At 43.1% G+C, this 22,884-nt stretch carries 22 protein-coding genes; 10 read left to right on the forward strand and 12 right to left on the reverse strand.

Annotated elements, in window-relative coordinates:
* The first annotated feature begins 8 nt into the window (after positions 1 to 8).
* The 3 genes from J2W55_RS08065 (at position 9) to J2W55_RS08075 (ending at position 2,742) form a co-directional block, all read left to right on the forward strand.
* Positions 9 to 914: a prohibitin family protein gene (locus J2W55_RS08065; protein ID WP_310094041.1), complete on the forward strand. Its 906-nt coding sequence runs from the start codon at positions 9 to 11 to the stop codon at positions 912 to 914.
* A gap of 72 nt (positions 915 to 986) precedes the next feature.
* Positions 987 to 1,847 (forward strand): helix-turn-helix domain-containing protein, encoded by an 861-nt coding sequence (locus tag J2W55_RS08070; RefSeq protein WP_310094043.1) that lies wholly within the window; start codon positions 987 to 989, stop codon positions 1,845 to 1,847.
* A gap of 97 nt (positions 1,848 to 1,944) precedes the next feature.
* Positions 1,945 to 2,742, forward strand: coding sequence for an alpha/beta hydrolase (locus J2W55_RS08075; RefSeq protein WP_310094046.1), 798 nt, complete (start codon positions 1,945 to 1,947; stop codon positions 2,740 to 2,742).
* A 797-nt stretch (positions 2,743 to 3,539) separates the two neighbouring features.
* Here the strand turns inward: J2W55_RS08075 and J2W55_RS08080 are convergent.
* Positions 3,540 to 4,550: a dipeptide epimerase gene (locus J2W55_RS08080; RefSeq protein WP_310094048.1), complete on the reverse strand. Its 1,011-nt coding sequence runs from the start codon at positions 4,548 to 4,550 to the stop codon at positions 3,540 to 3,542.
* Between the two features lie 27 nt (positions 4,551 to 4,577).
* On the opposite strand from J2W55_RS08080, the gene J2W55_RS08085 reads away from it, so the two are divergent.
* Complete coding sequence (locus tag J2W55_RS08085; protein WP_310094050.1) at positions 4,578 to 5,594, forward strand: hypothetical protein; 1,017 nt, start codon at positions 4,578 to 4,580, stop codon at positions 5,592 to 5,594.
* Here the strand turns inward: J2W55_RS08085 and J2W55_RS08090 are convergent.
* From J2W55_RS08090 to J2W55_RS08105, 4 genes are all read right to left on the reverse strand, one after another.
* The gene (locus J2W55_RS08090; protein ID WP_310094054.1) at positions 5,563 to 6,192 is read right to left on the reverse strand and encodes a rhomboid family intramembrane serine protease; all 630 of its coding nucleotides are present in this window, start codon (positions 6,190 to 6,192) and stop codon (positions 5,563 to 5,565) included. The genes J2W55_RS08085 and J2W55_RS08090 overlap by 32 nt on opposite strands.
* Entirely contained in the window at positions 6,193 to 7,938 is a 1,746-nt protein-coding gene (locus J2W55_RS08095; protein ID WP_310094056.1) for a M14 family zinc carboxypeptidase, read from the reverse strand.
* Positions 7,939 to 8,008: 70 nt separating this feature from the next.
* Positions 8,009 to 8,368, reverse strand: coding sequence for an MmcQ/YjbR family DNA-binding protein (locus J2W55_RS08100; RefSeq protein WP_310094059.1), 360 nt, complete (start codon positions 8,366 to 8,368; stop codon positions 8,009 to 8,011).
* Positions 8,365 to 9,111, reverse strand: a complete 747-nt coding sequence (locus J2W55_RS08105; RefSeq protein WP_310094062.1) for a hypothetical protein — start codon at positions 9,109 to 9,111, stop codon at positions 8,365 to 8,367. The genes J2W55_RS08100 and J2W55_RS08105 overlap by 4 nt, the downstream gene beginning before the upstream one ends.
* Positions 9,112 to 9,184: 73 nt before the next feature.
* On the opposite strand from J2W55_RS08105, the gene pepT reads away from it, so the two are divergent.
* Entirely contained in the window at positions 9,185 to 10,435 is a 1,251-nt protein-coding gene (gene pepT / locus J2W55_RS08110) for a peptidase T (RefSeq protein WP_310094065.1), read from the forward strand.
* Between the two features lie 27 nt (positions 10,436 to 10,462).
* Positions 10,463 to 10,957, forward strand: a complete 495-nt coding sequence (locus J2W55_RS08115) for a GNAT family N-acetyltransferase (protein ID WP_310094067.1) — start codon at positions 10,463 to 10,465, stop codon at positions 10,955 to 10,957.
* Here the strand turns inward: J2W55_RS08115 and pnuC are convergent, their stop codons facing one another.
* The 3 genes from pnuC to J2W55_RS08130 form a co-directional block, all read right to left on the reverse strand.
* Positions 10,958 to 11,566 (reverse strand): nicotinamide riboside transporter PnuC, encoded by a 609-nt coding sequence (pnuC, locus tag J2W55_RS08120; protein ID WP_310094070.1) that lies wholly within the window; start codon positions 11,564 to 11,566, stop codon positions 10,958 to 10,960. It abuts the gene before it with no gap.
* Positions 11,567 to 11,616: 50 nt separating this feature from the next.
* Positions 11,617 to 13,668, reverse strand: a complete 2,052-nt coding sequence (locus J2W55_RS08125; protein ID WP_310094073.1) for a M13 family metallopeptidase — start codon at positions 13,666 to 13,668, stop codon at positions 11,617 to 11,619.
* A gap of 86 nt (positions 13,669 to 13,754) precedes the next feature.
* Positions 13,755 to 13,997, reverse strand: a complete 243-nt coding sequence (locus tag J2W55_RS08130; RefSeq protein WP_310094075.1) for a helix-turn-helix domain-containing protein — start codon at positions 13,995 to 13,997, stop codon at positions 13,755 to 13,757.
* Between the two features lie 403 nt (positions 13,998 to 14,400).
* Between J2W55_RS08130 and J2W55_RS08135 the strand changes: the two genes are divergently transcribed.
* A complete protein-coding gene (locus J2W55_RS08135; RefSeq protein ID WP_310094076.1) occupies positions 14,401 to 15,540 on the forward strand; it encodes an acyl-CoA dehydrogenase in 1,140 nt (379 codons plus the stop codon).
* Positions 15,541 to 15,598: 58 nt separating this feature from the next.
* Positions 15,599 to 16,843, forward strand: a complete 1,245-nt coding sequence (locus tag J2W55_RS08140; RefSeq protein WP_310094079.1) for a peroxiredoxin family protein — start codon at positions 15,599 to 15,601, stop codon at positions 16,841 to 16,843.
* A gap of 108 nt (positions 16,844 to 16,951) precedes the next feature.
* Here the strand turns inward: J2W55_RS08140 and J2W55_RS08145 are convergent, their stop codons facing one another.
* The 4 genes from J2W55_RS08145 to J2W55_RS08160 all read right to left on the reverse strand — a co-directional run bounded on the left by J2W55_RS08145 (position 16,952) and on the right by J2W55_RS08160 (position 21,214).
* A complete protein-coding gene (locus tag J2W55_RS08145) occupies positions 16,952 to 17,674 on the reverse strand; it encodes an ABC transporter ATP-binding protein (protein ID WP_310094082.1) in 723 nt (240 codons plus the stop codon).
* Position 17,675: 1 nt separating this feature from the next.
* On the reverse strand, positions 17,676 to 19,151 hold the full coding sequence (locus J2W55_RS08150) for a DUF5687 family protein (protein ID WP_310094085.1): 1,476 nt from the start codon (positions 19,149 to 19,151) through the stop codon (positions 17,676 to 17,678).
* 140 nt (positions 19,152 to 19,291) lie between these two features.
* Entirely contained in the window at positions 19,292 to 20,728 is a 1,437-nt protein-coding gene (pyk, locus tag J2W55_RS08155) for a pyruvate kinase (protein WP_310094088.1), read from the reverse strand.
* Between the two features lie 66 nt (positions 20,729 to 20,794).
* On the reverse strand, positions 20,795 to 21,214 hold the full coding sequence (locus tag J2W55_RS08160; RefSeq protein ID WP_310094093.1) for an IPExxxVDY family protein: 420 nt from the start codon (positions 21,212 to 21,214) through the stop codon (positions 20,795 to 20,797).
* Between the two features lie 154 nt (positions 21,215 to 21,368).
* Between J2W55_RS08160 and J2W55_RS08165 the strand changes: the two genes are divergently transcribed.
* On the forward strand, positions 21,369 to 21,605 hold the full coding sequence (locus J2W55_RS08165; RefSeq protein WP_031266521.1) for an acyl carrier protein: 237 nt from the start codon (positions 21,369 to 21,371) through the stop codon (positions 21,603 to 21,605).
* A gap of 19 nt (positions 21,606 to 21,624) precedes the next feature.
* On the forward strand, positions 21,625 to 22,878 hold the full coding sequence (gene fabF / locus J2W55_RS08170; protein WP_310094155.1) for a beta-ketoacyl-ACP synthase II: 1,254 nt from the start codon (positions 21,625 to 21,627) through the stop codon (positions 22,876 to 22,878).
* The last annotated feature ends 6 nt before the right edge of the window (positions 22,879 to 22,884 follow it).

Genomic DNA, 22,884 nt, shown 5'->3' on the forward strand with positions numbered 1-22,884 from the left:
TTCATTGCATGTTTATTGCAATATTAGGAGTTATTGTGCTCATTGTGGGTATAGTGCTCAAGCGCTCGCCCGAACCGGCCGGCAGGTTTAGCGGTATAGTAAGTACCGCCGGGATAGTAATAGTTGCCGTTGGCTTATTACTATCCATGTTTAAAATTATTGAACCGGGCAAAGTTGGTGTGCAAACCCTTTTTGGCAAAGTACAGGATAATATACTGGAGAGCGGTTTGCACATCATTAACCCCTTGGTTGATGTTACCACCTTTGATATACAAACGCAAACGTATACCATGAGCGCCGTTAATAACGAAGGCCAGAAAGAAGGTGACGATGCCATAAGGGTACTATCTTCAGACGGGCTGGAAGTTACCATTGATCTTTCTGTTTTATACAAGGTGAGCCCAGACAGGGCTCCTTACATTATGCAGAACATTGGCGAAACTTATCTTGATAAGATCGTTCGCCCGGTATCGCGCACTGTTATACGTGACAATGCGGTTAATTATACTGCTGTTGACCTTTACTCGGTAAAACGGCAGGAGTTTCAGGATAGAATAAACCGTACCATTTCAACAAATTTCTCAAAACGCGGGCTTGAGCTACAGCAGATCCTGGTGCGTAACATTACCCTGCCCGCCTCGGTAAGGGCCAGCATCGAATCAAAGATAAATGCTGAGCAGGATGCGCAGAAAATGCAGTTTGTATTGCAAAAGGAACGCCAGGAAGCCGAACGCAAGCGCGTAGAAGCACAGGGTATAGCTGATTATCAGCGGATCCTGTCAACCGGCTTGTCAGATAAGCAATTGCAATACGAAGCTATTAAGGCCCAAAAGGAAATAGCCCTGTCGCCCAATGCCAAAGTGATCATTATTGGCGGTGGCAAAGGGAACCCCATTTTGCTGAGCGATAAATAAGGGATGGCGCAGGCCGGAAAATGACACGGCCTAACCACATCCTTTTGTTTTTGTAATATCTTTATCCCCGCCATGAAACTATCAGTATCAGACTTGAACACAGGCGGCGACTTGTTATTGTTCTATAACGAAACTCGGTTTGACCGCCTGTTTTATACCCGCGATCATGATCATAAATACTTTACCATAGCCTGGAACCGCGGTGAAAAACAAACCATAACCATTGACGGCACGCAGCATGATTTTATGCCGCAAACTATAGTGCCGCTCATGTTTAACCAGTCGTTTTGTTTTGAGCAATCAGCCGATGTTGTGGCCTGGCAATTTAACCGCGAGTTTTATTGTATTGTTGACCATGACACTGAGGTAAGCTGCGTGGGTTTTTTATTTGGAATGAACGATAATGTATTCATCAGCCTGGATGAACCTACCCAGCGAAAGCTACAGCTGATGCTGGATATATTTATTGAGGAACTTAAAACTGATGATCATATACAGAACGATATGATCTTGATGTTATTAAAGCGGCTTATTATCATGATTACCCGGCTGGCCCGGTTGGGCAGCTTTCCTAACGTAAAGCTTAATGACGACCGCTTTCATATACTGCGTAAGTTTAATTTACTGGTAGAGATGAACTTTCATGAACAGCACAGCGTGAGTTATTACGCCGGCCGGTTAAATAAATCTCCCAAAACACTGTCAAATCTTTTCGCGCTGTATAACCATAAATCGCCAGTACAGATCATACAGGAGCGCATACTAATAGAAGCCAAACGCCTGCTGTTTTATACCGACAAATCGGCTAAGCAAATTACTTATGAACTGGGCTTTGATGATGCGGCGCATTTTAGCAAGTTTTTTAAAAAACACACCCTGTTTTCGCCAACAGATTTCAGGAACAGTAAAAACCTGGCCGTGGCAGGGAAATAAGTACAAGCCATCGGGAAGTATATTCATTCTGCAGTACCGATAATTACTGCACCTTTGTATTGTTGATTCGAACATAAAACATCAGCATACAAAAACAATGAAAACTCAATCACTAAAAAACTCATTAAAAAGCGGCATAGCCGCCTCAGCAATTATTTTATCAACCATTATTGGCTCAGCTCCTAAAGCAGAGGCACAAACACCCGTAAAAAACATTGTGCTGGTGCATGGCGCTTTTGCCGATGGCTCGGGCTATAAAGGTGTTTACAATATCCTTACAAAAAAAGGTTACAATGTAACCGTTGTTCAAAATCCTTTAACATCTCTTAAAGACGATGTGGACGCCACAAACCGCGCTATTGAAAAACAAGACGGACCAGTGATACTGGTTGGCCACTCCTGGGGCGGAACAGTAATTACCGAAGCAGGTACAAACCCCAAGGTAGTTGGCCTGGTATATATAGCCGCCTTTGCACCTGACAATGGCGAAACCACCCTGAAGCTGGTTCAGTCGTTACCTGCAGCGCCCGAAAACGGTATACTGCCTCCAGACGATAAAGGTTTTGTATATTTTAGCAAAGAAAAATTCCATGCCGGTTTTGCTGCCGACCTGAGTAAAGAAGAAGCCGATTTTATGTATGCTTCACAAGGTCCTATAGCCGCGCAAGGTTTTGTAGCCCCAATTACTGAAGCTGCCTGGAAAACCAAACCCAGCTATGCCATAGTAGCTACTGAAGACAAAGCAATTAACCCCGACATTGAACGTAACATGTACAAACGTGCCGGCTCTAAAGTAACCGAAATAAAAGCCAGTCACGTAGTATTCATCTCACACCCCGATGCCGTAGCCAAAGTTATTATTGAAGCTGCTAACAACGCTGCTGCAAAAAAATAATCCGTAACATTATTTATAAAAAAGCCCAGATGCCTTTAATGGCACCCGGGCTTTTTTGTTCTTGAAAATCGCTATTACTATGAAATATTTGTTATGCTGAATTTTAACATCCGCGGACTTTGAAAGTGGAATGACACAAAAAAGGGCTGTCATCCTGAGCTTGTCGAAGGATAACGGGGAAAGGCCTCTACGCGCGCCCTTCGACAAGCTCAGGGTGACAGGCCCGTCCACCTATGGGTAGCGAATGAAGCATTAGCTTTAAAAGAAAAGCCAGCGTTTAGCAAGGTGAAGAAGATCCTTCGCTATCGCTCAGGATGACAACATTCCCCCGCGCGCCAGCCCACCATACTTCGACAAGCCCAGAATGACAGCCAACTTTAATCATCTAATTATAACCATCATTCTTCCCGTCAGCAGTTAAGCTTCGGGTGAAAGCGGGCAGAACATGTTGGGCTTGTGCGGCAGGAAGGGCATTAGCCATTTTTACTGAAGCTGGGATAGCGGGAACGAAGTGGAGTAAAAATTAAGCAGCCCGTGGTTCTGCCTGTTTTGCAGGGCAAAGGCATGTGCGGCAAAGAAGCATTCTGCTGACTTGATCTTTTGGTTACTTTTGTATCAAGACAAAAGTAACAGCCTCAGCGGCAATTGAGCGCTCTACAATAGGCATATTTGCTCTGTAAAGCATAGAGGTTATTAATGTTGTGTTATTTTAGCGGTATTAATGAGCTCCCTACGGTCGGTTGTATTCGTACCTTGCAATGACGCTTTTTTTGTATTTAACAAGAAAAAATCCGTGCCTACATCCTTATCCCCAAACCCGCGTCATTGTTCAGCACATACCTGCCATCGGCAAAATCAGGCATCTGGTACGGGTTGTTGCTTACCAGGAAGGGGCCGTCAAGGTCAACCCAGTCGGCTTGCGGGGCAAGCGCCAGGCCGGCAAGCGCGGCGCAGCTGGTTTCGGTCATGCAGCCTATCATGACCTTCAGTCCCAGTTCCCGGGCTTTGGCTATCATCCGGCTGGCCTCATACATACCAGCCGATTTCATGAGTTTGATATTAATGCCGGTATACACGCCTTTGGCCTTCACCACATCTTCAAACCGCTGTACCGCTTCATCGCCAATAATGGGGATAGGGCTGCGTTCTGTAAGCCAGGCATTACTGTCGGGGTCAGTTTTGAGCATGGGTTGTTCTATCAGCTGTACGCCCTGCTCTTGCAGCCAAAAGGTCATATCAAGGCTTTGCTGCAGATCGGTCCAGCCCTGATTGGCATCTACATAAAGCGGCACATCGGTAACCGAACGTATAGTGCCTATCAGTTCTTTATCCGTATCGCGGCCCAGCTTTACCTTAATCACCTTAAAACCTTCGGCTTCCTTTACTTTTTTAATGATCATTTCGGGCGTATCAATGCCTATGGTAAAACTGGTTACCGGCATAAGGGCAGGGTTGCTGCCCAATAATTGCCAGCAGGGCTGCTGTTTTATTTTTCCGTCAAGATCATGCAGGGCAATGTCAATAGCCGCTTTTATAGCAGGGTTGCCCGGCGCAATACTATCCAGATAATTAGTGATGGCGGCAAAATCAATGGGATAGTTAAACCGGCCCATGTTAACCTTGCTTAAAAAATCCGTGGCTGTTTCATGGCTTTCGCCCATATAGGGTACCATGGAGGCTTCGCCATAACCGGTAAAACCTTCGTGCTTTATTTGCACCAGCATAACCGGTGTTGAGGTACGCGAAAATTTGGCTATGGTAAAGGCGTGCTTTAATTGCAGTTCAAACGGTTGATATGTCAGTTCCATGTTAAAAACCAAAGCTAAAATTTTAGAATGAAAAACGTGCTTATCTTTGCGCCCATGCCGGCACAAATTTATTCACCGTTTGAGCGTTTTAATTTCAGTAACAGCAAATGTTTCCTTACCGGACAGGCGTTAAACTCTGAAGAAGAAAAGATACAGGTTTTTCCGCAATGGCTCATGAGCCGTTACGAACTGGAAGACAAGCCCTTTAAGCTGCTTGACGAAAGCATGGCCACCTATAAGGACCTGAAGCTCCCCTGTGCCGCCGCGGTGAATGAGCAGTACCTCGAACCGCTTGAGGCAGAAATAGCTGCCGCTTTTGATACCGGTTATGAAGCAATCAAACAACTCGATGAGCTGAAATTGTTTCAGTGGGCCGGTAAGCTGCTTTACGGGATTATTTTTAACGAGATACAGGCCGGTATCAGGCAGCAGCACGCCCAGGGCGAAGAGTTTAACATGTCGCAGGCCATTATCCATAAATTCAGCCACCTGCATTTGATGCTGCAAAGTTTAAACCTGCCCATTGAATTTGATGGCTTTAAACCATTTAGCCTGGTTTTGTTTAAGGTTGATAATGCGGGGGATATTTTTGGCTACCGCGATGAGATCAATACGCTTACCTTTTCATTAAGGATAAAAGATTTCGGCATTATCATTTGCCTGCAGGATAACGGCGCTAATGCCAGCTATCACCGCGAGGCACTGGAAAAAACCAGGGGGCAAACCCTGCACCCAATACAATTTGAGGAGTTAAACGCCCGCTTTTTTTACTCGGCCTACCTGTTTAACCGCCTGCCCGAGTATAATATTTTACCCGTTGCCGATACTATTTACGTGGAGGCCATGCCCCTGCGCGGCACCAGCAGCAAACCGCTTTTTGACGACTGGATGAACAAAGTTTACGGCCAGGTACTGGAAAACTTCTGGAAAAACTGGGGTTTCCTGCTGCTCGAGATCATCAAAAAACCTGATGAACCTATGAGCTTTTTGTTTGATGCCGATGGCCGCTTTATTAACGCAGCATTGATTGAACTGCCCCGCTGATTTGCTGAACAAATGCCGGCAGTACCGGCGGGTTGAGCAAAAAGGTGATCAGTAAACCGCTTAATGCACCATACATGTGCGCGTCGTGATTGATATTATCGCGACTGTATTTGGAGGCATAGCTGCAATAAATTAAATACAGGATACCAAATACAAAAGCAGGTATAAGGATAGGCAAAAATATCAAACCCATTTTTGCCAGCGGGAAATACAATATAGCGCCAAAAACAACAGCGCTGATAGCTCCTGATGCACCGAGACTATAGTAATTATAATTCTCTTTATTTTTTAATACCGAAGGCATATCACTTAAAATAAGGCTTACTACGTACAGTAAGCCAAACTGCCAGTGCCCTATAACCTGCTCCAGCTGAAAAGCGAAAAAGTAATAAGACATCATATTGAACAGCAGGTGCATAGTATCGCGGTGGATAAGGCCACTGGTAATAAGCGTGTAAAGGCCGTGCCCGCGCGAAACACTATAAGGATGCAGCATCATTTTGCCATACAAGTTTTGATTGTAAAAGGCATATATTGAAGTGATGAGGGTAATAACAAATATGACAGACGCTACGGGCGTTATTATCAGGTATTCCATTTATTTAAGATCAAGTTTGGTATCAGTTAACAGCCTGCCCACCGGGTAGCGCATAAAAGTTTTTTCAAAATACGGCGAATTGCGGTAAACAAAGAACAATTGTGCCTGTGCGCTGCCGGCCAGCTTAGAGTCTTTGCTTTTAGCATCATCCAGTTTTTGTTTAAGCGCGGGATCCTTTTTAAGCAGATCCGCGGCCATATCCTCAAAAACATAGTCGGAAAAGTATTCCTTTTCGGCCAGCATGGAATCAAAAAAGTTCCAGGTAAAAAAAGAGTCGACGCCCTGCGGCTCTAAAGTTTCCACTATATAACGGTTAATGGGCTGGTTAGTATATACCACATAATCGCCGGTATAAAACTTAACCGGCATATCCACCGGGTTTAGCTGAACGCCTGTGTGCAGGTAATGTCCTTCAAAAGGTCTTTGCGGGGTTTTATAGTCTGTAATGTAATACATCTGCAGGTTCAGCGTGGTATCATGGGCCAGCTGCTGCATTTTAACCCCGTTCAGTTTAAACAAGTCAATAATTTTGCCCCATGCCTGCGGTATTACATAGGCCATTGGTTTATCGGCAGTTGCGGTAACTTTATAGGTATTGTAATATTTTATGGTTTTGGTGTAGGGCTTATTGCGGTCGTAATACAACCGTTTTAAACCGCTTACTTCGCTGGTTTTATATTCGGCACTGTAACCTTTAAAGGTAATGGTATCTATGGTTTGCATATCGGCCACCCAGTTTAGAGCAAATGTTTTTTGTTTTGTTACCTGTTCATCGGCTTTTTGTTTAAGCTCTCCTATCAACCTGGCGTCCCGCTGGTTAATAGCTATCAGGTGCTGCATAAAGTCGTATGTGGCATACACCCGTTTATCAAAAGGCTTGAGCATGTGCGTTTCGGTAATATAACTGATGATGTTGTGCTGCGCTGTAAAACCAGTGGCAAAGCGGGGCGTTTCTAAAAAACTAACAATGCCAGAATCGGGCAAGCCCTCTTCGCCGGCGCCATAAGGTATCATCTCATAGCCGCTTTTTTTCATGTGGTTATACAGGTACGGCGTAAGTGTTTTGGTAGTATAATTGGCCAGGATGGGGTTTTGTTTGTCCTTTTGGGTCTCTATCAGCGTCATTACGTACTGATAATCGGCGCCGTCGCTGGTGTGGTTATCCAAAAATATCTCGGGTTTCCAGGTATTTAGTATTTGCGTAAATGCCAGGGCGTTCCGACTGTCGGCTTTTATAAAATCGCGGTTAAGGTCAAGATTGCGGTAATTGCCCCTGAAACCATAGGCCACCGGGCCGTTCTGGCTAACGCGGCTTTGACCACGGTTAAGGCTGCCATCAATATTATACAATGCGATAAAACAGATAACTACATCTTTTGGCAGCTCATTTTTTTTAAGCAGGTCGCGCGCCAGCATCATACTGGCATCAATACCCTCAGGCTCGCCCGGGTGGATGCCATTATTAATGAGCAGCACCCGCTTGTTCTGTTTTTTGATGAGTATCGGGTCAAAAATCGCGTCGCGCGATAGCACGATAAGGGTAAGCGGTTTACCAACATCTGTAGTGCCATAACTAAGCATTTTCATTTGCCGCGGGTACAGCTTGTTCAGGTTTTTATAATAAGCAATTACCTGTGCATAGGTGGCGGTATAGTTTTTATCTCTGCTGAGTTCAAATGGGGTAAGCTGCGCCCTGGCAGACCACGATATAAAACAAACCAATAAGGCCGATAAAATTATTTTCATGAAAGGTGCTATTGCCCAAATATAGGGTTAAGTATAAAAAGCCGTCACTTGTGTAAGGGTATTTTTACTATCAGCCTTTGAGCTCGTCAATTTCGGCCTGTATCTTTTTGGGCAGGCTTTGCACCACCAGTTCATACGAATGATCAATCAGTTCGCACAGTAGCTTTCGGGGTAATGAACCATCCATATGTACGGTGTTCCACATTTTTTTATTCATGTGATAGCCGGGCTGTACTTCAGTATAGCGTTCGCGCAGGTCAACCGCCCGTTCAGGATCGCACTTGGCGTTAAAACTATTGCCGCTTTGGAGGCCGGTGAGTAAAAACATTTTACCGCCAACTTTAAACACCAGGGTATCCTCGCCAAAAGGAAAACCCTCGGTTGCTCCCGGTTTTTGCAGGCAATAATCGCGCAGTTCTTCTATGTTCAAAATTTAAAGTTCCTTATCAGTTTATTGTATGATACCGTATTGCCAAAATTATACCTGAAACCCAAAGTAAAGTGAGCATATTGGTCGGGCGCGTTATTCTTGAATATTTGCGGGTCATCGTTATACCCGTCCAAACCTTCGCCAAACGTATAATTATGTTCATATCCAATAGTAATGGTATACCCTACCTGATCATAATCGTCATAAATTTTAAATTCATAACCAATCCGTAGGGGCAAAACCATGTTTACACTTTTGTCTTTCCCTTCAAAGCCCCTGGTAGTCCCGATCGGCCCGTTTTCAATATATAAATTGGTGCGCTGTATATCTTTCATGCTATTGAAAACAGCGCCAATACCTGTACCAAGGTAAAAGTTTTTGACAACATTTAAAATGCCATTGTCTGAGTAGTCTATTAAGTCGCCTGCCTGAAAGTCGCTGTGCAGGATCAGCGCCTTAAAATTGTTTTTATATTGCCGGCCCGATGCATCTTTATCGCGGGTGCGGCCGCCGCCCGAAAGTGTTCCCAGCTGAAATTCGAGCGCTATAGGCAGGTACGGGTTGTAATTGTAAGCGATATTGACGTTAAATATAGGGTGATAGTCCTGTTTTTTGGTATCTGTATAGCCCTTGCCGTAGCCAATGCCTCCGCCAAAGCCCCACTCATAATAATTATAACCACTTTGCGCCTGCGCGATAACCGAAAACGTTGCCAGAATAAAAAACAGAATAAATTTTTTCAAAGCTAAATTTTAATCAATATTTACAAATAGAACGCGCCCGGTGGGCCGGCCGGTGATTTTACTAATATAGTTTATGAACTTTAATTCATTATTAAACTTTACGGTAACCGAACGCTTTTTACGTTACGTTACCATTGATACGCAATCAGACCCCTCTTCTGTTTCGTTTCCGTCAACAGAAAAGCAAAAAGATTTGGGCCGCTTACTGGTTGATGAGCTACTGGCCATTGGCGTAGAGGATGCTCACCTTGATGAGTTTGGTTACGTATATGCCACTATACCAGGCAATACGGACAAGCAAGTGCCCGTAATTTGTTTTTGCTCGCACATGGATACAGCGCCTGATTGCAGCGGAAAAAATGTAAAACCTATTATTCATAAAAATTACCAGGGGCAGGATATTATATTGCCTGACGACCCCGCGCAAGTTATCAGGCAGGCCGAGCACCCCGACCTGAAAAATCAATTGGGCCATGATGTGATAACCGCCAGCGGCACTACCTTATTGGGCGCCGATAACAAAGCCGGTGTGGCCGAAATTATGGATGCCTGTTACCAGTTGATGAACCACCCCGAAATAAAGCATGGCACCATCCGCATATTATTTACCCCCGATGAGGAAGTAGGCCACGGTGTTGACCACGTGGATATTGCCAAACTGGGCGCCTATGCCTGTTATACCATAGATGGCGAAAGCGCCGGCAATATGGAAAATGAAACGTTTTCGGCAGATGGGGCCAGGCTTACTATACAGGGGGTTAGCGCCCACCCGGGTTTTGCAAAAGGCAAAATGGAAAGCGCTATAAAAATTGCCGGCGAAATTATAGCGGCATTACCAGATGCTTTATCGCCCGAGCATACGGAGGGTATGCAGGGCTTTATTCATCCGGTGGCTGTAGAAGGGCATGTAGAAACCGCCGGTATAGATTTTATCATCCGCGATTTTGATGAAAAAAAGCTAAACGACCATGCTAATGTGATCCGCAGAACGGCCGAAAGGGTGTTGCAAAGATATCCGGCATCTACCTATAGCCTGACTGTAAGCCAGCAATACCGTAACATGAAAAATGTGCTCGACGAACACCCCCAAATAGTGGAGTATGCCATGGAAGCCATTAACCGTACCGGCTTAACCGCCAGGCTTTGCAGCATAAGAGGTGGCACCGATGGTTCCAGGTTGTCGTTCATGGGTTTGCCTTGCCCCAACATTTTTGCGGGCGAACATGCCTTTCACGGCAAGCAGGAATGGGTGTCGGTACAGGACATGCAAAAAGCGGTTGAAACCATATTGCATTTGTGTAAAATATGGGAAGAAAAGAGTTAAAAACTATCTAAAAAAGTAAATTTTAACATGTTTATCATCAAAATTGCTACTGTAAATGATGTTGAAACCATCAGGCAGATAGCCGACCAGACATGGTGGGTGACCTACGGACCCATACTGGACGAAGAACAAATAACATACATGCTGACCGAAATTTACCCGGCAGATAAGATCAGAAACCAGATTGAAAATAACCTGCAAACCTATCTGCTATTGTTTGAAGACGGGAAGCCCGTGGCCTTTGCATCCTATTCGCCGCGTGAGGAAAATGCCGACATTTATAAACTGCATAAATTATACTGCCTGCCCATAACGCAAGGCAAGGGATACGGCAAAATACTCATCAACGAGGTGGCCCAAAAAACAATAGACGCGGGTAAAAAGGTACTGGAACTCAATGTAAACCGCTATAATAACGCCAAAACTTTTTACGAAAAAATGGGCTTTGCCATAGCCTATGAAGAGGATATTGCCATTGGCCCTTATTGGATGAATGATTATGTGATGCGGAAGGAGCTTTGATTATGGGGTGCTGATCTGTTTCTTATATTCTTTTTTCCAGTCAAGGTAGCCTAAAAGGGACATTGCCGCATAAATAACGTACATAATAGCGGTGAGATGCAGTTCCTTAAAAGTATATATACCTACATAAATAATATCTACAAATATCCATATCAGCCAGTTTTGTAACACTTTGCGGGCCAGCAGATATTGGGCTACTAAACTGCAGGCAGTACAAAAACTATCCAGATAAGGGAACGAGGCCGTGGTGTACTTTAAAACCGAACCCAATATAATGGTGAACAATATTACCGCAATTACAGCTATAATAACCTCGCGTTTGCTGATGAATATAACGGGTGCCTTTTTTTGGGCCGGAGGATTATGGCTCCAATGATACCAGCCGTAAACATTCATGGTCATAAAGTAAAACTGCAAACCCATATCGGCATAAAGGCGGGCTTCAAAAAAAATGAAGATATAAAGGCCCACGCTTATTATGGCAAAAGGCCAGTTCCAAATGTTGTTTACAGCAGCCAGGTACACGCAGAGCAAACCTGTAACAACACCTATAACTTCCGGCCAGGTTTGATGGCCCCACCATTCCTGAAGAAAATGAACAACCTGCATTGATCAAATATTTTAAAAAGGTAAGCCCCTTTAAATCTCTCCCCAGGACCTTACCATATCCTCACCCGCTTGTCCGGATCTATCCACATCTTATCGCCTTTTTTAATATGAAAAGCCTCATAAAACTCGGGCACATCGGTAAACGGCCCGTTAACCCGCATAAAGCCGGGCGCGTGTTCATTAGTTAGTATCTGGCTTGACAATGATTCCTTGCGTTCCTGCCCAAGCCAGCCCAGGGCATAACCCAAAAAATATCGTTGCAATGGCGTTAGCCCGTTAATGGGTTTCCCTTCTTTATATTGATCGGTTTTCTTAAACGCGTCAAGCCCTATTACAATACCGCCCAGGTCGGCAATATTTTCGCCCTGGGTAGCTTTACCATTTACATGCAAGCCGTAAATACTGTAGCCATTAAACTGGTTTATGAGCATTTGGGCCCGCTGGGTAAACCTAACCGAATCCTGTGGCAGCCACCATTTTTTTAAATTTCCTTTGGCATCAAACTGCCTGCCCTCATCGTCAAAGCCGTGTGTCATTTCGTGGCCGATGGTTGATGCCGCCGCGTAGCCATATATTACGGCGTCGTCAATGTTCTCGTCTTTAGAACCCGGGATAGTGAAGATCCCAGCGGGCAATACAATCTCATTATTTGACGGGTTATAATAAGCATTATACGTTTGCGGTGTCATCCCCCATTCAGTACGGTCAACCGGCTTGCCCAATTTGGCTGCCCGGTATTTATGCCACCAGTTATTTGCACGCATTACATTTAAAGCATACGGCCCGCGGTTGATCTCAAGGGTCGAAAAATCCTTCCATTTATCAGGATAGCCCACTTTTGGCATTACTTTACTTAATTTATAATAAGCTTTTTCTTTGGTGGCCGGGCTCATCCAGTCAAGCTTTTCAATATGCTCCTTAAAGGTGGCGCGCATGGTTTCAACCAGTTTTACGTAGCGTTCCTTTGTTTTTTCGGGGAAATACTCTTTCACAAATATTTGTCCCAGTACTTCGCCCATTAAATCGTTCTCGGTATCCAGCACCCGTTTCCAGCGGGGCAGCTGTTCTTTATTACCATTAAGCACCGTACCATAAAAACGGAAAAGCTCCTGATCAAAAGGCTTGCTTAAATATGATCCAAAAGCGGTTATCAGATTTTTGCGCAAATAGTTTTTCCAATCATCAATACTATAGGTTTTCAGCGCTTTATTTAAGGCGCGGTAATATTCGGGCTGACCAACAATAACGGTATCCACATGTTTATAATCCATTTTTTCAAATGTTGGCTTCCAATCCACATCCGGGCTTAACTTGCTTAAACCGGCCAATGGCATTTTATTATAATTGCGGTAGGGGTCGCGCAGGTCTTCCAGCTTACGGCTGCTATCGGCCAAAAACTTCTCCAGGCCATATACTTTTTTGGCTGCGGCAATTGCAGCATCGGGTGGCAATCCTGTAAGTTTAAACAATGCGGGCAAATGCGTTTGCTGATAATCAGTGCGTATGGCAACACTGTGCGCATCTGTATTAAAATAATAATCGCGGTTGGGCAGGCCAATGCCCGACTGATCAAGCTGAAGCAATATCTTTTCACTGTTCTTGCTGTCCTGACCCGCGTAGGCGCCAATTGGTGTTCCCACCCCGATATTTTTAAGGTGAGCAAACTCCTCAATCAATCCTTTAACGTCTTTTATCGCTTCAATTTTGGCCAGTTCATCTTTAAGGGGCGATAAACCCTGCTTTTCAATTTCAACGGTATCCATACCGCTGTAATAAAAATCGCCTATCTTTTGAGTATTACTTCCTTTTGCAGCGTTGGCATTAAGGGCATCCTCATTTATTTTCTTCATGCGGTCACGCAGCTCTTCCTCCACGACATTGCCAATTCCCCAGGCAGCATAAGCCGGCGGTATCGGATTTTTCCTGAGCCAGGTACCATTAGCATATTTAAAAAAATCGTCGCCAGGCTTTACCGCGGTATCCATGGTTTTAAGAAGCGGGTCATTATCGGCATAAATTTTTGTTTTGTTTTGGCAGGCGGCAATCAGTAACAAACCGAGGGCACCGGTCATAATTACCCGGCGTGGAGTTTTTTTGGTCATAAATTTTTTAAGTGTATGTTATAAAATACAACGCATGTATGGAATAGTAGAATTCAAAATAACAATTTAATAAAAATAATACCTGTTTAATATATGCCTTGAAAAAAACCAGCCAAAGAAACATCAAAATAATAACAAACTTTCCTTAAAGTATCTAACCTGATATCTATCTTACCCGACTCTAACCGGGCTATATTGATGTTGGTATCAGTAAAAAACTTCTCCTGGGTTACCTGGTTTTGCCGCCTCAGGTTTTTAATTTGGAGTGCTACTTTTTTCTTAAAAGCATCATCAGAGTTGCTAAGGTATTCAAAATCAGTAAGTAGCATAATGCTTAATGGCTAATGGACAGTTAATTTATAATATAGGCAGAAAAATAAATATTAAAATGTAATTAAAGTTCACGAAAAATATCGGTAATAAATACATGTCTGAACAAATATTTTACAGACTATTTATTTAGCATCGTTTAAAAATTGTGGCAACAAAATTGTTTAGCTCAAGTAGCCCTGCATATATCTGTGAAAAAAAGAAATTAGAATCACCTACCTGTGAAAAACTTATTTTGAATTCTCAGACGCCCAAGTTGAGATTTTTTGTTCTTTGTTTTGGGTTTAATCAATAGTTTAAATTAATTAGGGGAAAGGGAGCTTTGAAAAAAGCTCTCTTTTTTTATGCAATAATTTTACTATGCGTGCATAGTAATTACTATATTTATTTTTTTTAAATATTATGCATTTCGAATTTACAGAAGAACAGCTAATGATACGCCAGGCGGCGCGAGATTTTGCACAAACAGAATTAAAGCCCGGCGTAATAGAACGCGACGAACATCAAAAATTTCCGGCCGAACAAATAAAGAAATTAGGCGAACTGGGTTTTTTAGGTATGATGGTTTCGCCGCAGTACGGCGGCAGCGGTATGGATGCCATATCATACGTATTGGTTATGGAGGAGCTTTCAAAAATTGATGCGTCGGCATCGGTAGTCGTTTCGGTAAATAATTCGCTGGTTTGTTATGGTCTTGAAAAGTATGGCACGGAGGCCCAGAAACAGAAATACCTGGTGCCGCTGGCCAAAGGCGAAGTAATAGGTGCATTCTGTCTTTCGGAACCTGAGGCTGGCTCTGATGCTACCTCACAACGTACCACCGCTATTGATATGGGCGACCACTACCTGCTAAACGGCACAAAAAACTGGATAACCAATGGCAATTCGGCATCTACTTATATGGTGATAGCCCAAACGGATGCCTCAAAAAAGCACCACGGCATTAACGCGCTTATTGTTGAAAAAGGAATGGAGGGCTTTACGGTTGGCCCTAAAGAAAATAAAATGGGCATACGCGGATCTGACACCCATTCCCTGATGTTCACTGATGTTAAGGTACCTAAAGAGAACCGGATAGGAGATGAAGGCTTTGGGTTTAAGTTTGCCATGAGCACATTAGAAGGCGGCCGCATAGGCATAGCCGCACAGGCTTTGGGGATAGCTTCGGGCGCCCATGAGCTGTCTGTAAAATATGCTAAGGAACGTAAAGCCTTTGGCAAAACAATTGCCGACCTGCAGGCTATTCAATTTAAACTGGCCGATATGGCTACCGAAATTGAAGCCGCACGCCTGTTATGCCTTAAAGCCGCCTGGTTAAAAGACCATGGGAAACCCTACACGCAGGCGGGCTCAATGGCCAAACTTTTTGCCTCTGAGGTAGCCATGCGTACCACGGTTGAAGCAGTGCAGATACACGGCGGATACGGTTTTGTTAAAGAGTATCATGTGGAGCGTTTAATGCGCGATGCCAAGATAACACAGATATATGAAGGCACCTCTGAAATTCAGCGGATTGTAATTTCTCGCGAAGTGTTGAAATAGTTGGCACGTTTTTATACTTTTGACAAAGTATATCAACTTAGTAGACTATTTTTTTAAAATGAAATATAAAATCAGTATAACCACCTTATTCCTTACTTTGCTTTTACAGGCATCGTTTGCCCAAACCAAACTTAAAACAGGTTTGTGGCGCGGCGCCCTAAAAACAACCTCCCGTACCGATATACCTTTTAACTTTGACGTAAAGGATACTGCTGGTAAACAACAACTGGCCATAATTAACGGCGCCGAAAGATTTAAAGTAACTGATGTAACCACAAAAGGCGATTCGGTTTTTATACACATGCCTTTATTTAACTCCGAATTTAGATTGAAGCTGGATGCCGGCAGTTTAAAAGGCCAGTGGGTAAGGCACCTGGGTGAACGTGATGCTACAATTGAATTTGCGGCGGAGCCAAATACGGCATGGCGGTTTGTAAAAACACCGGTTAAACCTACATATAATATAGAGGGCCGTTGGCTGGCGGTTATGGGCGAAGGCGAAGACCGCGACACCACAATTGGCGAGTTTAAGCAAAATGGCACAAAGCTTACCGGTACTTTTTTAACCACTACCGGCGATTATCGTTTCCTTGAAGGATCGGTATCAGGTGATAAACTATACCTGTCATGCTTTGATGGCGGACATGCTTATGCTTTTACAGCTACCGTTAAGGATGCAGGAACCATAACCGATGGCAAGTTTTATGCGGGAGCCACCTCCGTACAACCCTGGTCGGCTATTAAAAATGAAAATGCCAAACTGCCTGATGCTTATTCGTTAACGGCGCTTAAGCCGGGCTATAAAAAAATTGATTTTACGTTTAAAGACATGAATGGCAAAGAGGTATCGCTGCAGGATCCTCGCTATAAAAACAAAGTGGTTATTGTACAGATATTAGGCTCATGGTGTCCCAATTGTATGGACGAAACCGCTTATATGGTAAACTATTACAAAAAGTTTCAGCCTAAAGGCGTCGAAGTTATTGGTTTGGCTTATGAACGTACGCGTGATTTTGAGAAATCGAAAAAAGCTTTACAACAAATAAAAGACAGGTTTGATGTACCCTACCCTCTTTTGATAACCGGTTACACCAGCAACAGGGCCGAGACAGCCGAAAGCCTGCCTATGCTGGCCAAAGTGGTTGGTTTCCCTACAACTATTATTATTGATAAAAGCGGCGATGTGCGTAAAATACACACCGGCTTTAACGGTCCCGGCACCGGCGAACACTATACCGAATTTATCAGCGAGTTTGAGAAGCTGACAAATGATCTGCTGGCCGAAGGTACTCCGGCCCCCTAAAGGGGAGCATTTGAATTGCATATCGTAGCAAAAAGCCGGTTAAAAAACCGGCTTTTTGATTTTATAAATCATTTGTTATTGGCATTGTAGGTCAAAAAAACTCTCCCTTTAAGGGGCCGGGGGGCTTAACGTTTGCCCTACTCCAAAATAATCTTCCAATTCACTCAGGGTTGACGAACTGGTAGCTATATCCTTAATGATCACTCCCTTTTCCATCAGCAGGATACGGTCGCATACATCGATTATGTGGTTAAGGTCATGACTGGAAACTATCGTAGTGATACCTTTATTCTTGTTGGCGTCCTTCAGCATGTTCTTTAACCTGAACTGTGTACTGGGATCAATATTGGCAAACGGCTCGTCAAGCATCAGTAATTGCGGGTTTTGCAACAGGCATGAAGCCACACCAACCTTACATTGGTTCCCTTTTGAAAGGTCGCGTATGTATTTGCCCCGGCTTAATATCTCGCCGTTAAAAAAATCAGTTAATTGGGCCAGGGTTTCATCAACCTGTGCCTGGCTTTGCTGGTGCAGGCCGCCAATAAAATACAAGTATTCTTCGGGTGTTAAGTACTCGATCAGGAAACCCTCATCCAGATATGAAGCGGTATAGCTTTTCCACTTCTCATGCCCGGCCACTACCTCGCCGTTTGACAGTATTTCGCCGCTTTCGGGGCGTATCAAATCAAGCACCATCCGGAACAGCGTGGTTTTACCCGCGCCGTTATTGCCAACCAGGCCCACGCTTTCGCCTTTACCTATCTCTAAATGCGGCACATCCACAACGGTAATGCCATTATATATTTTCTTAAGGTTCTTTATTTCAATCATATTATTTGTTTCTGAAGCCTTGGGCTATCTGGTATCGCTTGCTATAAAAATCAGCTTCCAGTTGCTTTATCCAATAGTTACGGGTTAATATAAATATTACAGCTATTATGGCCAGTATGGCAAGACCAATATCACCATGTTTAAAAATAGCAAAAGGGCCGTAAAAAATATAAGGTGTTATTAACAGCGGGAATGAAATAAGCAATTGAGTTGCACCAACTCCCTCCCAATTGAACGAAGCGCCCTTTGACAGGTCGATACGTTTAAAATTACGATTGGCAAAAAATAATACAATGGTAGTATTTATGCCTATGTTCCACAGGTACATTATAAAATGTATCAATAATACCTTCCATCCAAAATAAACATAGGGAGTGGTCAATAAAAATGCAATTGTTGAAATAACGGTGAATATCAGGTATTTGGCTTTCACAAAATCGGAGTAGCTTATTTTGCTCACCAGCAAACCATCAAAATGCGACCCTTGCCAGCTAAACATAAACTGTCCGTAACTGATGATGAATATCCCTGTCATAAACATGCCTACAAAAATTTTAAACCCTTCGCCATATGCGGCATTGGTATAAAATATTAACCCGTAAAACATAAAGAACAAGCCCATGATAAGGGCCGAACGTGGGCGTTTATTACGCAGCATCAATTTTATTTCGTTGGCGGCAAGGTCGCCCACCCGGCCAAAACGATTAAGAAACGGAATATCGGTGCTGCTTTTATAGCTTTTTACCTTGTGCGCGGTGAGTTCTTCAAGATAAAGATTTTGCTTAAGGTATAAAAAGTTAAAGTAATACATAACAAGCCCAAGCGCCAAAGGTATTATTGCCAATGCGGGTGTATGGAGCAAGCGGCCAAAAAACAGATAAGAAATATTATGCAGCGAATATAGGTGCCATTTAAAATCGGCCGTGGTGATGAGTATTAAAACAGCGGCCACAATCAGGAATAACCAGCCGTTGAGGTTTGACCTGCGTTTAATATAAAGGGCCAGGTAATTGTTAAGAATAGTTAAGCCGGTAATGGCAAGCACAAAGGCAAGCGCAACTATCGCCCCTAAATCTGCAGCAACCACCTTAAAAACAAAGGGCATGAACAATACAAAAGGCCAAAGGTTAAAGACCGAAAAAACTGCAGTTATAGCCAGGTACCGTACCAATGTGTTTCTTTTTATTGGAAGGTGCAGATAAGGTTGCACACGTAGAGTTGGCAGTTCCTGCAGTTGCAGTCGCATGAGCAGATCAAACAAAAAATAGATGAGGATAATACCACAGAATGATTTAACCAGGTCATCATCAGGGAATATCTTATCAAGGGCCAGGTCTAAAAATATACCTGCAACAAGTACATTTATAAACAGGTAAAGGATCAAAATAGCCATTACTATGCGTATGGCAACACTTTTACCCGTATTTTTTGAACGCCAGAAAGCTTTTAGCTCATGCTTAATAAAAGTAGTTATCATTTACTTGGTTTTGGATAGACATATTAATAATATCACCTTATGAATATACCCTTTTTATGTAAGATAAAGTTTATTCTACAAAAAAAGGCCCGCTGTTTACACCGCGGACCTTTTTTCCATTAAAAGTATTTAAATAAGCGTTATTCAACAATACTTACTCTAAGCATATTGGTTTTACCTTGTTTAATAATAGGCACAGCAGCAGTATTGATCACTACATCGCCTGTTTTGATGAGATCTTCAGATTTCAGTATACCGTTTACATCGCTTATGGTTTGATCGGTACTTTCCAGCTGATCATAATAAAAAGCGCGTACGCCCCAAAGCAGGCTCAGCGCGTTTAACAATTGCTTGTTTGATGTAAATATATAGGTACTTGCCTGTGGCCTGTGGCTTGATATCTGAAATGCGGTATACCCGGAGGTGGTCATGGATACTATGCCTACCGCGTTGGTATGCTGGGCCAGGTGAACCGCCGATTCGCAAACCGCGTTACTGAGATAATCTACCGATAAAGGATCTGTATTCGCCTCTTTTACGGTATTAAAGCTATAGCCAAACTCTTCAACGTTACGTACAATTTTGGCCATGGTTTCAATAACAATAACAGGGAATTCACCAACTGAGGTTTCGCCGCTCAGCATCACCGCATCGGCGCCGTCAAGTACAGAGTTAGCCACGTCATTAACCTCGGCCCGTGTTGGGCGCGGCGTGGTGATCATTGACTCCAGCATTTGGGTAGCTACAATTACCGGCTTTGATGCCGCGCGGCATTTGCTTGCTATCATTTTTTGCAGTAATGGTACTTCTTCTAAAGGCATTTCAACGCCAAGATCGCCACGGGCAACCATTACGCCATCGGTAGCGGCAATAATTTCGTCAATATTGTCAATAGCTTCGGGCTTTTCAACCTTGGCTATAACCCTTGCAGCCTTACCGCTTTGGGCAATAATATGTTTCAATTCAGTAATATCCTGACCGGTACGTACAAATGATAAGCCTATCCACTCTACATCATATTTTAACGCGAATTGAAGGTTTATCAGGTCCTCTTCGGTTAAGCTTGGGATAGACACTTTGGTATTTGGCAGGTTAACCCCTTTGCGTGAGGTTAAAATACCACCGTGAACAACCTCACAAATTACCGTATCAAGTTTGTTGGTTTCAATAACCCGCAGCTGCAGCTTTCCGTCGTCAAGTAAAATAATCTCATTAGCCTGCACATCCTGAGGGAAGGTATCATAAGTAATGTATATCTGCTCGTCATTACCTATACACTCCTGGGTAGTGATCTTAATATGCGAACCGTTCACTAAATGGATGCCTCCATCTTTTACCAAACCAATACGGATTTTGGGGCCCTGCAAGTCGGCCAAAATGCCAACGTTGGTTTTATATTGCTCATTAATTTCGCGGATGGTATCAATTACAGCTTTATGATCTTCCGGTCTTCCGTGCGAAAAATTAAGGCGGCAAACATTAACACCGGCTTTTATCATCGCTAATAAAACATCTTTTTTAGCTGATGCCGGGCCCATGGTGGCTACAATTTTAGTACGATTATAGTATAGTTTCATATTGTTCGGGTTAAACTGGCTTACGTTATATTTAGTGTAAAACCAACACTATTTTTAAATTCGGCGCTAAAATAACAGATTTTCGCGTGATTTTATTTTTTTCGGATCAATCTTTACTGCCGCAACAATTTCAGGTATCCGGTTTATGGTTGTTATCAGGTTATCAAGGTCATCATCATCAATATAGTTCCTGATCATTAAAAAGTAATCCGCGCTTTTAATTTCGGGCACCAAATATCCGTCAGAGCCCTTATTACCAATAAAGTAGAAATCTGTTTCGGTTGTTTCCCACTGATAATGAAACAGTGAAAATAAAACAGGCTCGGCCCCCTGATAGATATCAACGGAGAGGTCGTCTGTTCTGATAAAATTAAAATTTAAAGACTTGTTGATAAGATAACAAACGCGGTAATCTTTTAATGATGTGGTTATTGCTATAAGCACAAAATCAAAATCGATCTCAAACTTTAAAAATTTCCTGTTCAAAATCATTACTTTTACAAATGCCAAAATTACAAATCGAAACTGTTTGAATAAAATTTTGTTAACGAAATATATTGTAAAAGTTTTAGATTTGATAATTGACAGAATTTATTTTTCTTTGCACTGAATTTTTATTAATCATTAAACTATAAAGACTATGTCTGATATCGCTTCAAGAGTAAAAGCTATTATCGTAGAAAAACTGGGTGTTGACGAAAGTGAAGTTACGCCAGAAGCGAGTTTCACCAATGATCTTGGTGCCGACTCGTTAGACACCGTGGAATTAATCATGGAGTTTGAAAAAGAATTTAACGTGGCTATTCCTGACGATCAGGCTGAAACTATCGGTACTGTAGGTCAGGCTGTTGCTTACCTTGAAAAAAACGTTAAATAAGACTCCCTAACTGGATTAAATGGAGTTTAAAAGAGTTGTAGTAACCGGGCTTGGAGCACTTACTCCAATTGGCAATACAGTTTCAGAATACTGGAACGGGTTGATCAATGGGGTAAGTGGCGCTGCCTTAATTAAAAGTTTTGATACCACCAATTTCAAAACTAAATTCGCATGTGAAGTAAAGAACTTTGATGCGGATGGTTTTTTGGGCCGTAAAGACGCCCGCAAGTTAGATCCTTTTGTTCAATACGCTCTTTTTTCAACCGAAGAGGCAGTAAAGGATGCAGGGTTAGACTTTGAAAAATTAGATACCAGTCGAATAGGAGTTATCTGGGGATCAGGCATAGGCGGATTAAAAACCTTTTTAGACGAAGTTGTGAACTTTGCCAAAGGCGATGGTTCACCCCGTTTTAACCCCTTCTTTATCCCTAAAATGATAGCTGATATTGCTCCCGGCCATATCTCTATTAAATATGGCTTGCGCGGGCCAAATTTCTCAACTGTTTCTGCCTGTGCTTCATCAAACAACTCGCTTATTGATTCATTTAACTATATCCGTTTGGGTAAAGCTAATATGTTTATAAGCGGTGGTTCTGAGGCTATTATTAATGAAGCAGGTATCGGCGGCTTTAACGCTATGCACGCATTATCAACCCGTAACGATGATCCTGCAACGGCATCGCGTCCGTTTGACTTGGACAGGGATGGTTTTGTGGCTGGTGAAGGTGCAGGTACCATTATTTTAGAAGAACTGGAGCACGCTAAAGCCCGCGGCGCTAAAATTTATGCCGAAATGATGGGCGGTGGCATGAGCGCTGATGCTTACCACATGACAGCACCACACCCCGATGGGCTTGGAGCGGCATTGGTTATGCGCGCAGCTCTTGAAGATGCTAACCTTACTCCTGCTGATATTGATTATGTGAATGTTCACGGCACATCAACCCCAATTGGCGATCCGCAGGAAATAAAAGCTATACATGATGTTTTTGGCAATGATATTTATCGTATAAATATCAGCTCAACCAAATCCATGACAGGCCACTTATTGGGTGCTGCCGGCGCGGTTGAAGCTATTGCATCAATATTGGCTTTAAAACATGGCATCATCCCGCCAACTATTAACCATTTTACAGACGATCCTGCTTTTGACCCCAAAATAAACTTTACCTTCAATGCCGCGCAAAAACGCGATATAAGGATAGTGCAAAGCAACGGATTTGGTTTTGGTGGCCATAATGCTTCAGTGATATTCAAAAAGTACGAAGATTAATCGTGG

Origin of the sequence: Mucilaginibacter pocheonensis, from assembly GCF_031456535.1 — a bacterium.
GTDB lineage: Bacteria > Bacteroidota > Bacteroidia > Sphingobacteriales > Sphingobacteriaceae > Mucilaginibacter > Mucilaginibacter pocheonensis.

Bases quoted from the DNA above. Each gene is read 5' to 3' on its own strand.
- J2W55_RS08065 (WP_310094041.1), top strand. From the start codon at position 9: ATGTTTATTGCAATATTAGGAGTTATTGTGCTCATTGTGGGTATAGTG.
- J2W55_RS08070 (WP_310094043.1), top strand. From the start codon at position 987: ATGAAACTATCAGTATCAGACTTGAACACAGGCGGCGACTTGTTATTG.
- J2W55_RS08075 (WP_310094046.1), top strand. From the start codon at position 1,945: ATGAAAACTCAATCACTAAAAAACTCATTAAAAAGCGGCATAGCCGCC.
- J2W55_RS08080 (WP_310094048.1), bottom strand. From the start codon at position 4,550: ATGGAACTGACATATCAACCGTTTGAACTGCAATTAAAGCACGCCTTT.
- J2W55_RS08085 (WP_310094050.1), top strand. From the start codon at position 4,578: ATGAAAAACGTGCTTATCTTTGCGCCCATGCCGGCACAAATTTATTCA.
- J2W55_RS08090 (WP_310094054.1), bottom strand. From the start codon at position 6,192: ATGGAATACCTGATAATAACGCCCGTAGCGTCTGTCATATTTGTTATT.
- J2W55_RS08095 (WP_310094056.1), bottom strand. From the start codon at position 7,938: ATGAAAATAATTTTATCGGCCTTATTGGTTTGTTTTATATCGTGGTCT.
- pepT (WP_310094065.1), top strand. From the start codon at position 9,185: ATGAACTTTAATTCATTATTAAACTTTACGGTAACCGAACGCTTTTTA.
- J2W55_RS08115 (WP_310094067.1), top strand. From the start codon at position 10,463: ATGTTTATCATCAAAATTGCTACTGTAAATGATGTTGAAACCATCAGG.
- pnuC (WP_310094070.1), bottom strand. From the start codon at position 11,566: ATGCAGGTTGTTCATTTTCTTCAGGAATGGTGGGGCCATCAAACCTGG.
- J2W55_RS08125 (WP_310094073.1), bottom strand. From the start codon at position 13,668: ATGACCAAAAAAACTCCACGCCGGGTAATTATGACCGGTGCCCTCGGT.
- J2W55_RS08130 (WP_310094075.1), bottom strand. From the start codon at position 13,997: ATGCTACTTACTGATTTTGAATACCTTAGCAACTCTGATGATGCTTTT.
- J2W55_RS08135 (WP_310094076.1), top strand. From the start codon at position 14,401: ATGCATTTCGAATTTACAGAAGAACAGCTAATGATACGCCAGGCGGCG.
- J2W55_RS08140 (WP_310094079.1), top strand. From the start codon at position 15,599: ATGAAATATAAAATCAGTATAACCACCTTATTCCTTACTTTGCTTTTA.
- J2W55_RS08145 (WP_310094082.1), bottom strand. From the start codon at position 17,674: ATGATTGAAATAAAGAACCTTAAGAAAATATATAATGGCATTACCGTT.
- J2W55_RS08150 (WP_310094085.1), bottom strand. From the start codon at position 19,151: ATGATAACTACTTTTATTAAGCATGAGCTAAAAGCTTTCTGGCGTTCA.
- pyk (WP_310094088.1), bottom strand. From the start codon at position 20,728: ATGAAACTATACTATAATCGTACTAAAATTGTAGCCACCATGGGCCCG.
- J2W55_RS08165 (WP_031266521.1), top strand. From the start codon at position 21,369: ATGTCTGATATCGCTTCAAGAGTAAAAGCTATTATCGTAGAAAAACTG.
- fabF (WP_310094155.1), top strand. From the start codon at position 21,625: ATGGAGTTTAAAAGAGTTGTAGTAACCGGGCTTGGAGCACTTACTCCA.